This is a genomic window from Pseudidiomarina sp. PP-1MA (assembly GCF_041200125.1).
Lineage (GTDB): Bacteria > Pseudomonadota > Gammaproteobacteria > Enterobacterales > Alteromonadaceae > Pseudidiomarina > Pseudidiomarina fusca.
The window spans coordinates 2,543,089-2,554,817 of sequence record NZ_CP165718.1 but is presented as its reverse complement, the minus strand read 5'-3'; the positions used below and the strand labels follow the sequence as shown (position 1 = coordinate 2,554,817).

The following is an 11,729-nucleotide window of genomic DNA, read 5'->3' as shown; positions in this document are numbered from 1 at the left end:
TTTTAATCAGATGGTGGCGGAATATCACGGAAAAAGGCCTGTGCCGGTAGTGTTCAGCGACAGGGATGCATACAATAGAGCTATCGTTCATTGCCGTCAATTGGGGCCTTTATTTTGTCATCTTCTACGCTGTCACAACTTCTTGCCGAAGTGTTTGGTTACACCAAATTTCGCGAGGGCCAAGCGCAAGTGATGCAGGCGGTGCAAGAGGGGCATGATGCCTTAGTGCTGATGCCCACTGGGGGCGGTAAATCGCTGTGCTATCAATTGCCAGCGCTGGCTGCGGAAGGGTTGACGGTTGTTATTTCGCCGTTAATTTCACTGATGCAAGACCAAGTTGAGGCCCTTCACGCAATGGGGGTGGCCGCAGCCGCGTTGAATAACAGCCTCACCCCTGAGCAAAATGCAGAGATTTATCAACAGCTACAGCAGCAACGGATCAAGCTTTTATATGTAAGCCCTGAGCGCGTGATGCAGCCCTTTTTTATTAAACGGTTGCAAGAATGGCAGGTCGCCTTTGTAGCCATCGACGAGGCTCATTGTATCTCCCAGTGGGGTCATGATTTCCGTCCCGAGTATGGTCAGTTGGGGCAATTAAGAGAAGCTCTACCACAAGTGCCATTTATGGCACTTACAGCCACCGCCGATGCCGCCACCGAGGCAGACATTATTTCGCGGCTTCGGTTAAACCAGCCGGAAGTGTACAAAGGCTCGTTTGACCGCCCTAACATTCGTTACTTAGTGGAAGAAAAATTCAAGCCGTTCAAGCAGGTACGCGACTATATTGCACAGCAAAAAGGCGCTTCAGGCATTGTTTACTGTGGCAGCCGCAAAAAAGTAGAAGAGCTAGCTGAGATGTTGCAGCGAGACGGTTTGCGTGCAGCAGGCTATCACGCTCGCATGGACCATGATGAACGCGAACGGGTGCTACGTGGGTTTGTGCGTGACGATATTGATGTGGTTGTGGCAACCGTAGCTTTCGGTATGGGGATCAATAAACCCAACGTGCGGTTTGTGGTGCACTTTGACATACCGCGCAGTGTCGAGGGTTATTATCAAGAAACCGGACGAGCCGGACGTGATGGCTTACCCGCTGAAGCGATGCTGTTGTATGCACCAAGTGATGCGGGCTGGATTCGCTCAGTGATTAATGATCATCCGGATGAAGATCGCAAGCGGGTAGAGACTCATAAATTCCTCGCCATGCAAGCTATGGCTGAAGCACAAACTTGTCGGCGCTTGGTGCTGCTAAATTACTTTAACGAATACCGTGATAAGCCCTGCAATAACTGTGATATTTGTTTAGATCCACCACGTCAATACGATGGGACAGTGGACGCACAAAAGGTACTTTCGTGTGTTTATCGAGTGCAGCAAAGCTTTGGTTCTACTCATGTCATCGACGTACTGCGCGGAAGCAAGTCACAGCGGTTGATGGATCTTGGGCATGACAAGCTCTCTACCTACGGCATAGGTGCCGAGCATAGCCAAGAGTACTGGCAAGCTATTATTCGACAACTGGTGCATCGAGGTTTATTAGTCCAGAACGTGCAACAGTATGGCGTGCTGCAACTTACTGAAGCTGCACGTCCCGTTTTACGTGGTGAAATTGCCCTACAATTAGCTGAACCAAGAATCAACTTGGCCACGAGTAAGCCACGAGTGGCTGATAGAGGCGATTATGACAAAGTCTTGTTCCGACGCTTACGCGCACTTCGTAAAACAATTGCTGATACCGAAGGGTTGGCACCTTATATGGTCTTTAATGATAATAGCTTGGTCGAAATGGCGATAGAATACCCCACCACGGCTGGCGCTATGCTCAACATAAGTGGGGTGGGTCATAAGAAGCTAGAGCGCTATGGCGATGAGTTTATTGCTGCCATTACCGCCTATCTAGATGCTGATGATGAACCTATCAGTCGCTTTTAGTTAGACGGCTGGCGCCATATAAAAATGCCACAACTCTATCATCACAGGCACCACAGAAAGCACTAAGATAAGCGCCATAGTGATATTGAACAGACGTTGCATCAGCGGGTTGGTCAGCACTTTACGTAAGAGCGAACCAAAGACCAGCCAAATACCCACGCAGGGAAATGCCATCAATAAAAACGCCAAAGTAATAGCCAATACTTCCATGAACGGAGAGCCTTGCACCGTAGTAAAGGCTGCAACGGCACCGGTGGCCATCACCCAAGCTTTCGCATTAACCCATTGAAACAACACTGCCTGCCAAAAACTGAAAGGTTTTTTCTCACCACGTTTGATAGCTTGTGGCTCGGCACTAGCAATATGCCAAGCTAACCAAATGAGATAAAGCACGCCTAGCACTTTAATCAATTGGTGCAGATTAGGGAACTTATCAAAAATCACCCCAAAGCCAAGCCCAACTAAGAGCACCATCAATGGGAAGCCAAAACAAATGCCAAGAAAGTGCGGCATACTAGCTTTAATGCCATAGTTCATGCCCGAAGACATGATCATCACATTATTTGGGCCGGGAGTGATGGTTGTAGAAAAGGCAAAAAATAAGACGGCGATGAAAATTTCAAACATAGTCCGTGTGCAATCTAGTCATGGATGATGCTGTCATTTAATAGTAGTTTGCCAATAAAGCCAAGATCCCAAGCATGAATTTAGACTATTCTTGCTCCACGAGCGTCATCCTCTCGCATGAGCTTGACGACAACCGCATGCGAGGTACTATAAAGTTGAGCCCTCATGATGAACAAGGACCCAAATGAGCCAGGACAATCATTGGCAGATTATTAAGCTTGCTGAATTTGAGCGACCAAGTGCTCCAGCAAGCACACGGATTGAGCAATTGGTGCAGCACTTGCGCAATCTTTTTCCTAGCTCAGAGCAAGGTACAGAAGAATCTGAGGCAAAAGACTTTCCCGGCTACCGTGATTTTGACCTAGCGCCGGCCGCTGATGCGCTAGATGAGGCGTGGCAAGAATGGCTGGCTAGCGACGGCACTGGGGTGAAGTTTTTGGTGAGCCCACCTTTTAGTGGCACCGCGGCAATTACTCGAGCGTGGGCAGAGCGTCACCAGTTACCCGTTTTACAAGCTCCGGAGGCTGAACTCTTTGCCGGTGTTGATATCAAGGCCTGGTGGCAACCGCAAGCAGCACCCGTGTGGGTGATTGATCATTTGGCTGATTATTGGCAGCGACAAACCAATGGCTTAGCTTTTATCCGTGCCCTGCTACCTAAGTTAATGCGCGGCGAGTTAGGCAAGGGAATCGTTGTGTGTGATAGCTGGAGCTTTGCCTTTCTACAGCGTGCTTGGCCAGTACATTTGCCACAGGTGTATTGCTTTTCAGCCGCAACAGAAGCGTTGCTGCAGCAAGTAGGTATTCAGGCACCGAGTAAACAACTGCGCGCATTGGCAGCACGAGCCATGGGAAACGTTGGGTTAGCACTAGCCTTATGGGCCGTGACACAAGATGATGCTAAAGATTTACCAGCGATGCCAGCTGATTGCGGTGATGCCAGTGCTTTTGTTCTATATGCACTGCTTCTTCACAACGGTTTGAGTGGAGAAGCCTTGCAAAGCGTCCTTCCTACGTTGGCGGCAGACCAGCTGGATGTGCAGCTACTGCAATTACAGCAAGCTGATCTGGTCGAGTGCAATCAAGGTAAGTGGGAAGTTACTGTTTATGGTTATTTAGCCGCGCGTGACTTTCTTAATAGTCGTGGTTATTTCATGGATGCGTTTTAACTGCAAACGAGCATCCGCAATGGGTCGAACAGGATAATCTAACTCATGGAAACCGATAAAATACTGGGGCTCTTTAAGACAGTAACGAGTGCCGCTGTGATAGAAATTGCGATAGTGATTGCTGTCGCAGTGGCTATTATTTGGCTGAGCCAGCGTCTCTTACCTTGGTTAGCAAACCATTTACATGGTAAGCAGCGGCTGTTTGTTTTAGCTATGATCCCAACCCTTCGGGTGGTGGTTTTCATCTTAGCGGCCTTGTGGATAGTGCCCATGGTAATTGAAACCACCGTACAAAACATGGTGGCGATATTAGGCGCAGCTGGGCTCGCCATAGGGTTTGCACTTAAAGATTACGTGAGTAGCTTAATTGCCGGTATTGTCGCAGTTTACGAATTACCTTATCGTCCGGGCGACTGGATTGAGGTTGATGGTACTTACGGTGAAGTAAAACACATTGGTATGCGAGCTGTAGAAATGGTGACGCCTGATGATACCGTGGTGTTTGTGCCTCATTTAAAATTATGGAATAGCCTGATCCATAACGCGAACAATGGCGGCCCCAGCCTGATGGTGGTTACCGACTTCTATTTAGCCGCTAATCATGATGCGCATCAGGTTAAACAGCTGCTTGAAGATGTTGCTCTTACCAGTCCTTATGTGCAACTGAAGCAACCGATTGTGGTGATCATTCTTGAGAAGCCGTGGGGCACTCACTACCGTTTAAAAGCTTATCCGATAGATCCGCGGCAACAATTCCAGTTTATGACAGATTTAACGGCGCGTGGCAAAGCTTGCCTACGCGCGTTAAATATTGAGTTTGCTAACCTGTCACCAGAGCACGCTGTTCAGGTAACCCCATAGATAACACGTAGGGTAATGACACCTGTTGGCGTGCGCTAAACTCGGCTTTGCTGTCCAAGCCTTGCCAGTTAATTTCGATGAGCGCTTGCGCCACAGCACCACCAAGCCCTGCGCCTGGGCCTAACAGGATAAAGTGGTCAGGGGCAAACTCTTTCGCGGCTGTTTGTATCGCTTTGCTAAAATCGTAGGTTTCGGTGACTTGGTGCCCCAGTGTGTATTGCTGTAATGCTGCTTGATGAGTTACATGGGCAGGCCAGATCTGGCCGCGACCATCAATCAAGGGCGTTTGTGGAGCATGAAAAGCCGCTGCTGGCCATTCAGCTAAAGCCTGTTGCGATGCCTGTTGCATAAAATGAGTATGAAATGCGGCGTGGCCTGGTAAGAGCATAGGGAAGCGTTCATCTAATCGAGGTAAAGCCGCCATAGCAGCACTGCAAGCAGCCTCGGAACCAGCTAACACGGCATAGCCACCGTACTTTATCGACATCTTTAAATCACCGGCAAAACGCTCTAACTGCTGCGCTACTGCTGCTTGCTTGGCGGCACAAGGTCGCCACTGCTCATCGACGACAGGATAAATAAATTGCGCCCCAGCACCGCCAGCAGTTAACTGCGCCATGCGCGTTACTAAGCGTGTGCTGGTATTTATGTTCCAGCTTTCGGCGCAGGCCATGGCGGTATACCAGCCCATTGAATTACCGGTGATAGCCACAACCTCAAACTTATCGGTATTAAGCGCTTGATAGTCTAAATAGCCACCGGCATAAATCAGTGCCGCCGCATGCTCCGGGCGCTGATGAAGCGAGCTTTTAAACAACGGCGCTTGGTCTAATTCGCTGACAGTTGCTAGATTGAGTTCGGTGCGGGTGTGATCGATTTGCGCCAAGGTAGATTGTAAAGCTGCAGGTAAGGCGTTGCTAATAGAGCCAAGCTCTGGCTTGTTGTAGGTACCACGGCCCGGACAAACAACGACGGCCGTTTTGCGTGAACTAGTCATGATGTTGCTCCAGCATAGCTAAGGCTTGAGTCACGATATCGGTGCACGAAGGCAATACGGTGTAGGCCGCTGCCCCTAATGGGATAAAGCTGTCAGCAGCGTTAAGACGCTTGATATGAAAACTTCCTGGCTGATGTTCGTGCAGGGCTGTGAATAACTCTTCGCTTAATGACCCGCGACTACGACATTCATCCACAATCAGCACCTTTTTGCAGCCGTCTAGTGCAGCTATGATTTTATCTACGTGCAGAGGTACCAAGCACCTTAGATCAAGAACCCGAACCGAGTGCCCTGCTGCTGCAAGCTTGGCTTCAGCTTGACGGCTTAGATAGTAGCCGTTGCCGTAAGAAATAATAGCCAACTCGAGACCGTCTCCAAACACGGCTGGCTCGCCTAACTCTGGCACAGGATGCTGCGGATCAGGGTAATCACTTAGCCAGCCATTATCACCCACTTGATGTAGATCGCGAGTCATATACAGAGCAATGGGTTCTAGCATGATCACCACTCGCTGTTCACGAGCTGCAAGTTGCACCGCTTGTCGCATTAATAATGCGCCATCACGGCCATGACTAGGGCACAACAAGATGATCCCTGGAATATCCCGAAACACCGCAAACGAATTATCGTTATGAAAATGACCACCAAAACCGCGTTGATAAGCTAAGCCAGCAATTCGGATCACCATGGGGTTGGTATACTGACCACTGGAGAAGAAAGATAAGGTGGCGGCCTCGCCCCTAATTTGGTCTTCAGCATTATGCACATAAGCCAAAAATTGAATTTCTGGCATCGCAATAAAGCCTTGTTGCGCCATACCTATGGCCAACCCGAGAATACTTTGTTCATCAAGCACGGTGTTAAGGACGCGATTGGGGCCAAAAGCTTCCATCAGATGCTGAGTGACGTGGTAAACACCGCCTTTTTTAGCGATATCTTCGCCGCACATCACGATATTAGAGTATTGCGCCATTAAATCATGTAACGCCCAATTGATTTGTTTAGCTAAATGCTGGGGTTTGCCGACATTATGTTTGTCCCACTGAAATAGCGCTTGGCGCTGTTCGGCCGACGCTGGTTTTGGCAGCGCTTGCGACCGTGCTGGAGGCACAATGCTGGCCATCACTTCAGCGGCAGAATTGAGTTTAGGTCGTTGGCTTGCTTGCACCGCAATACGCGCAATACGTTGTTGCTGCGTTTGAATAAATGCACCGAGTTGATGCGGATCGAGTAATCCTCGACTAAGTATCGCGGCACAGCTATGCAGTAACGGGTCTCGCTCTTGGTCTAGCGCAATTTCTTGCTTGCTGCGATAAGCAACTTCGGCATCGGCGCCCGCATGCCCAAACAAGCGTACTGTGCGTAAATGCAAGATGGCAGGTTTGCGCTTGTTGCGTACGTAATCGGCCGCGGCCTGAGCCACCAAATAGGTTTCGGCAAGGTTGCTGCCATCAGCACTGAAATATTTAAGGGCTGGGCGCTGACTTAACTGCTGTTGAATCCATCCTCTGGGAGTGTGGGTGGAAATTCCCAAGCCATTGTCCTCACAGACCAGTAGCAGAGGCATCGGAATTTGCTGATAAGCGGCCCAGCTGGCCGAATTGATCGCCCCTAAAGCGGTAGAATGATTCGCCGAGGCATCCCCAAAACTACAAACCGCGATAGCATCATGAGGCCATGTGCCTTGGTGCGCTAAGCGTTTACTCAAGCCCAATGCAAAAGCGGTACCCATCGCCTTCGGTACATGCGATGCGATGGTACTTGTTTGCGGTGGTACGTTGAGATGCAAACTGCCAAGCACTTTATGACGACCGCCAGCAATAGGTTCATCAGCGGCTGCGGCAAAGCTGAGTAGCATGTCGTACAACGGAGTGGAGCCCGGTGCTTGCTTGGCGCGCTGAATAAAAAACGCACCGCTGCGATAATGTAAAAAGGCCGGGTCGGTAACCCGCAAAGCTTTCGCAACGGCAGCATTGCCTTCGTGGCCGGCGCTACCAATGGTATAGAAGCTCTGGCCCGCAGCTTGCATTAAGCGAGACTGTAAATCTAATAAACGACTACTAAGCTGCGAATCAAATAAATCATACAGCTCGGCGTCACTCAACACACCACCAGCGGCGTGCGCCTGTGGCAGGTGGCCCTGCTCAATGCGCTGCAACAGTTCCGAGAGCCAGGGGTGCATAGCAGCCCGTGGCATGGTCTCTGAGGTCGACATGCAATTCTCCTACGCGTTACTATGGCTAGCTTGAATGAGTTGGTTAAGCGAACGCTTGTAACCCAGTTTGGGCGCGGCCAAGAATTAACGCATGCACATCGTGCGTACCTTCGTAGGTATTAACAGCTTCTAAGTTCATCACGTGACGAATCACATGGTATTCATCAGCAATACCATTGCCGCCATGCATATCACGAGCAACCCGGGCAATATCTAATGCCTTGCCACAAGAGTTACGCTTGATGAGCGAGATAGTTTCTGGTGGAAGCTGATCTAAATCCATCAAACGGCCAGCTTGCAGGCAGGACAACAGACCAATACTAATTTCAGTTTGCATATCTGCCAGCTTCTTCTGAATCAGTTGGGTAGCTGCAAGTGGACGATTAAACTGATGCCGGTCTAGGGTGTATTGGCGTGCGGCGTGCCAACAAAATTCAGCGGCACCTAAACTCCCCCATGCAATCCCATAGCGAGCTTTGTTGAGACACCCGAAAGGCCCTTTGAGACCGCTTACATTTGGTAGTAAGGCATCTTCGCCAACCTCCACATTATCCATCACAATTTCACCAGTGATGGAGGCGCGCAGTGAGAATTTACCTTCTATTTTGGGTGCAGAAAGGCCTTTCATACCTTTTTCTAAAACAAAGCCGCGAATCTCACCATCTAACTTGGCCCATACCACAAAGACATCTGCGATAGGGGAGTTCGTGATCCACATCTTGCTGCCTTTAAGCACATAACCGCCATCAATTTTCTTGGCAGTAGTGCGCATGCTAGCCGGATCTGAACCCGCGTCTGGCTCAGTTAAACCAAAACAACCGACCCACTCACCACTGGCGAGCTTGGGTAAGTACTTCATTCGTTGTTGTTCGGTTCCGTAAGCATAAATCGGGTGCATGACCAAACTCGATTGTACGCTCATCGCGCTACGATAGCCGCTATCGACGCGTTCTACTTCGCGGGCAATAAGACCATAACAAACGTAGTTAACTTCAGCGCAACCGTACTTTTCTGGCAAAGTAGCACCAAGCAAACCTAACTCGCCTAGTTCGTTCATAATCTCGCGGTCAAACCGTTCTTCGCGATTAGCAGTCAGTACCCGCGGCATAAGGCGCTCTTGACAATATTGGTGAGCAGTATCGCGAATCATGCGTTCTTCTTCAGTCAGCATGCTAGAAAATTGAAACGGGTCTTGCCAGTCAAAAGGAAAACGTGCCATGGAGAATCCTCTGTATTAATGCAAATTGGATAATAGCTATTAGATATTCGAGCTGCGCTATCAACCAATAGCCAATGTCTAATAGCTAATATCGCTCTTGTTCTTATTTCATAGGCTTCACTTTACTCCGGTTTGCTGTAAAGTTAAATCATATAAAATCTACATCAGGTATAGTTAATAACTATGGATTTGCGCCAACTCAATTATTTTGTGGCTGTCTATGAAAATGGCAGTATTAGCGCCGCTGCGCGGGTTTGTAATGTGGCTCAGCCGAGTCTCTCAAAAGCCTTACAACAACTAGAGGATGAACTAGGCGTTGCATTATTTGCGCGGCAATCACGAGGTGTCACCCCCACCGAGGATGGTGAGCGGTTATATGGTCATGCCGGGCGTATGCTTAGTCAGATGCAATCTTTGCGCGCGTCTTTTCGGCAAAGTGTGAAGCGCGTTCAGTTTCGTTTAGGCTTAATTCGCGCGCTTGGGGTAGAACGAATGAGCCAGCTATTAAGAGAGTTCAGTGCCGGGGTTGAGGGTTTAGAGTTGCATCTTGTTGAACCAGAAGATGAAGGGGATGCTCGTATTATCACACCCAAAATGCTGAAAGCGGGCGAGCAATTTCTACCCATTTGGACTGATAACTTTTTGGTGGCGTTACCTGCCGGACACCCGTTGGGGTTAAAAAGCTCCTTAGATTTGGCTGATTTTGATCAACTGGCACTCATTAAGCGCACCCCATGTGATGCGTGGTCACAGTTGTATCCAGAGTTGATAAGAAATGGCATCCAACCGGATATTCGAGCAGATATTCACACCATTGAATATGCATTAGGATTGGTTTCTGCAGGTGTTGGAGTCGCACTAGTGCCAGATTTTGAGGCGTTACGTGAACGTCAGGATGTGATCTTACGACCGCTGCAAGGTTTAACATTACAGCGCACTATTGGTTTAGCTTATCCACGCTCTAAATCAGGACAACCGGCTTTAGAATGGCTGCGCACTTTATGCCAGCAACGCAGTCACGACCTACAATAAGCACCAACCAAGAAAAAATGGCAACCGAGAGGTTGCCATTTTGACCAGTGCTAGAGCCAGGCTAATTAGGCACCAGCACCATGCATTCTATGGGGCAGACTGGAATGCAGGCTGGCTCATCATAAAAGCCTTCGCATTCAGTACATTTTTCAACATCAACCAGATAATGTTCTGGGCCCATAGCGATGGCTTCGTTAGGGCACTCGGGTACACACATGTCACAGTTAATGCAGTCACTTTCAATGAGCACCGGCATTTTTAACCTCCACATTGAGATCAACAACAGGAATCGTCTGCTGGGGTTTAACCGCAGCAACTTTGATAAGCATCGCAAATGGAGCATCTGCTTCGCTTAACGCGCATGGCAAGCCAATAGTAACTTGACGACTGGCACCCGCGGCGCGAACCAAATCAATGCCCTGATTATCTTGCATGCTGGACAAGGTAAATTGGATATTGCCAGAAGGCTTCATCAAGATGATAGTGTCGCCTATAGCAAATGCATTTTTCACCTCGACATAAGCTTGGGTGCCACTACTACGGATAATCTCACCCACTAATAGCTGCTCACCTAAGCTATGACTGGTGTCGTAATTTTGGGTATCACTGGGTACATGGCGGCGTAAAAAGCCTTCGGTAAAGCCGCGGTTGGCCATGCCATCTAGCTCGTTAAGTAACGCCCGGTTAAAAGGCTTACCAGCAACAGCATCATCGATAGCTTGGCGATAAATTTGTGCAGTACGAGCTACATAATAAGGCGACTTGGTACGGCCTTCGATTTTCAACGAATGCACTCCCATGTGGGTGAGTGCCTCGACATGCTCGATACCCCGTAAATCTTTTGAATTCATAATGTAGGTGCCGTGAATATCCTCATCCATCAGCATGTATTCGCCCGGGCGCTGGGGCTCAGTTAATAATACCGGCTTATCAATCGGATTAAACTGGCCGACGGCATCTTCTTCAGCATCATGCACTTGGTAGGGCCAGCGACACGAGTTGGTGCAAGCACCTTGATTAGGGTCTCGTTTATTGAAATAGCCCGACAGCAAGCAACGGCCGGAATAGGCCATACACAATGCGCCGTGCACAAAAACTTCAATTTCCATCTCGGGGCAGCGCTGCCTAATTTCGGCAATTTCTCGTACTTCGAGTTCACGAGACAGAATGACCCGTTCAATGCCTTGTTGTTGCCAGAACTTAACTGCCGCCCAGTTGACGGTATTGGCTTGTACACTTAGGTGTAATGCTTGGTGCGGGTAATGCTCTCTTAGCAGCATCACGATGCCAGGGTCTGAAACGATCAAAGCATCCGGCTGTAACGCCACCACTGGCGCCATGTCTTCTACAAATCGGGTAAGCTTAGCGTTATGAGGAGCAATGTTGACTACCACATAGAACTTCTTGTTTAAGGCATGTGCTTCAGCAATACCGAGCGCAAGATTAGCGAGATCGAACTCGTTATTACGCACGCGTAAACTATATCTTGGTTGGCCGGCATAAACGGCATCGGCGCCATAGGCAAAGGCCAGACGCATGGCTTTTAGGCTGCCAGCGGGCGAAAGAAGTTCAGGGCTTGTCATGATGGTCATTGCTCTTACTACAAGGTACATGGCATCTAAGCGAGAGCTTAGATGGATTATTAAGAGGCTGCGGTGCGCAGCCGCTCATGTTACAA

At 49.1% G+C, this 11,729-nt stretch carries 10 protein-coding genes; 4 read left to right on the top strand and 6 right to left on the bottom strand.

Annotated features, from left to right (window positions below):
- Window positions 1–114 precede the first annotated feature (114 nt).
- The gene (gene recQ / locus AB8S08_RS12020; RefSeq protein ID WP_228759483.1) at window positions 115–1,932 is read left to right on the top strand and encodes a DNA helicase RecQ; all 1,818 of its coding nucleotides are present in this window, start codon (window positions 115–117) and stop codon (window positions 1,930–1,932) included.
- Here the strand turns inward: recQ and AB8S08_RS12015 are convergent, their stop codons facing one another.
- On the bottom strand, window positions 1,933–2,559 hold the full coding sequence (locus AB8S08_RS12015) for a LysE family translocator (protein ID WP_369742890.1): 627 nt from the start codon (window positions 2,557–2,559) through the stop codon (window positions 1,933–1,935). It abuts the gene before it with no gap.
- Between the two features lie 184 nt (window positions 2,560–2,743).
- Here AB8S08_RS12015 and AB8S08_RS12010 point away from each other — a divergent pair, with 184 nt between their 5' ends.
- Entirely contained in the window at window positions 2,744–3,727 is a 984-nt protein-coding gene (locus AB8S08_RS12010; protein ID WP_369742889.1) for a hypothetical protein, read from the top strand.
- A 45-nt stretch (window positions 3,728–3,772) separates the two neighbouring features.
- Window positions 3,773–4,588: a mechanosensitive ion channel family protein gene (locus AB8S08_RS12005; RefSeq protein ID WP_369742888.1), complete on the top strand. Its 816-nt coding sequence runs from the start codon at window positions 3,773–3,775 to the stop codon at window positions 4,586–4,588.
- On the opposite strand, the gene AB8S08_RS12000 is transcribed toward AB8S08_RS12005, so the two are convergent.
- Genes AB8S08_RS12000 through AB8S08_RS11990 form a run of 3 tightly spaced genes read right to left on the bottom strand, consistent with a single transcriptional unit; the run spans window position 4,548 to window position 9,019 of the window.
- The gene (locus AB8S08_RS12000) at window positions 4,548–5,585 is read right to left on the bottom strand and encodes a malonyl CoA-ACP transacylase (protein ID WP_369742887.1); all 1,038 of its coding nucleotides are present in this window, start codon (window positions 5,583–5,585) and stop codon (window positions 4,548–4,550) included. The two genes, AB8S08_RS12005 and AB8S08_RS12000, sit on opposite strands and share 41 nt — an antisense overlap.
- Window positions 5,578–7,800, bottom strand: a complete 2,223-nt coding sequence (locus AB8S08_RS11995) for a thiamine pyrophosphate-dependent enzyme (RefSeq protein WP_369742886.1) — start codon at window positions 7,798–7,800, stop codon at window positions 5,578–5,580. Before AB8S08_RS11995 ends, AB8S08_RS12000 begins: the two co-directional genes overlap by 8 nt.
- Before the next feature lie 43 nt (window positions 7,801–7,843).
- Window positions 7,844–9,019, bottom strand: coding sequence for an acyl-CoA dehydrogenase (locus AB8S08_RS11990; protein WP_110076466.1), 1,176 nt, complete (start codon window positions 9,017–9,019; stop codon window positions 7,844–7,846).
- Between the two features lie 183 nt (window positions 9,020–9,202).
- On the opposite strand from AB8S08_RS11990, the gene AB8S08_RS11985 reads away from it, so the two are divergent.
- Window positions 9,203–10,051, top strand: a complete 849-nt coding sequence (locus AB8S08_RS11985; protein WP_110076465.1) for a LysR family transcriptional regulator — start codon at window positions 9,203–9,205, stop codon at window positions 10,049–10,051.
- A gap of 61 nt (window positions 10,052–10,112) precedes the next feature.
- Here AB8S08_RS11985 and AB8S08_RS11980 read toward each other — a convergent pair whose 3' ends face one another.
- Entirely contained in the window at window positions 10,113–10,307 is a 195-nt protein-coding gene (locus AB8S08_RS11980; RefSeq protein WP_110076464.1) for a YfhL family 4Fe-4S dicluster ferredoxin, read from the bottom strand.
- Window positions 10,291–11,634, bottom strand: coding sequence for a tRNA 5-hydroxyuridine modification protein YegQ (yegQ, locus tag AB8S08_RS11975; RefSeq protein WP_110076463.1), 1,344 nt, complete (start codon window positions 11,632–11,634; stop codon window positions 10,291–10,293). Before yegQ ends, AB8S08_RS11980 begins: the two co-directional genes overlap by 17 nt.
- Window positions 11,635–11,729: the final 95 nt, after the last annotated feature.

Bases quoted from the DNA above. Each gene is read 5' to 3' on its own strand.
- AB8S08_RS12015 (WP_369742890.1), bottom strand. From the start codon at position 2,559: ATGTTTGAAATTTTCATCGCCGTCTTATTTTTTGCCTTTTCTACAACC.
- AB8S08_RS12010 (WP_369742889.1), top strand. From the start codon at position 2,744: ATGAGCCAGGACAATCATTGGCAGATTATTAAGCTTGCTGAATTTGAG.
- AB8S08_RS12005 (WP_369742888.1), top strand. From the start codon at position 3,773: ATGGAAACCGATAAAATACTGGGGCTCTTTAAGACAGTAACGAGTGCC.
- AB8S08_RS12000 (WP_369742887.1), bottom strand. From the start codon at position 5,585: ATGACTAGTTCACGCAAAACGGCCGTCGTTGTTTGTCCGGGCCGTGGT.
- AB8S08_RS11995 (WP_369742886.1), bottom strand. From the start codon at position 7,800: ATGTCGACCTCAGAGACCATGCCACGGGCTGCTATGCACCCCTGGCTC.
- AB8S08_RS11990 (WP_110076466.1), bottom strand. From the start codon at position 9,019: ATGGCACGTTTTCCTTTTGACTGGCAAGACCCGTTTCAATTTTCTAGC.
- AB8S08_RS11985 (WP_110076465.1), top strand. From the start codon at position 9,203: ATGGATTTGCGCCAACTCAATTATTTTGTGGCTGTCTATGAAAATGGC.
- AB8S08_RS11980 (WP_110076464.1), bottom strand. From the start codon at position 10,307: ATGCCGGTGCTCATTGAAAGTGACTGCATTAACTGTGACATGTGTGTA.
- yegQ (WP_110076463.1), bottom strand. From the start codon at position 11,634: ATGACAAGCCCTGAACTTCTTTCGCCCGCTGGCAGCCTAAAAGCCATG.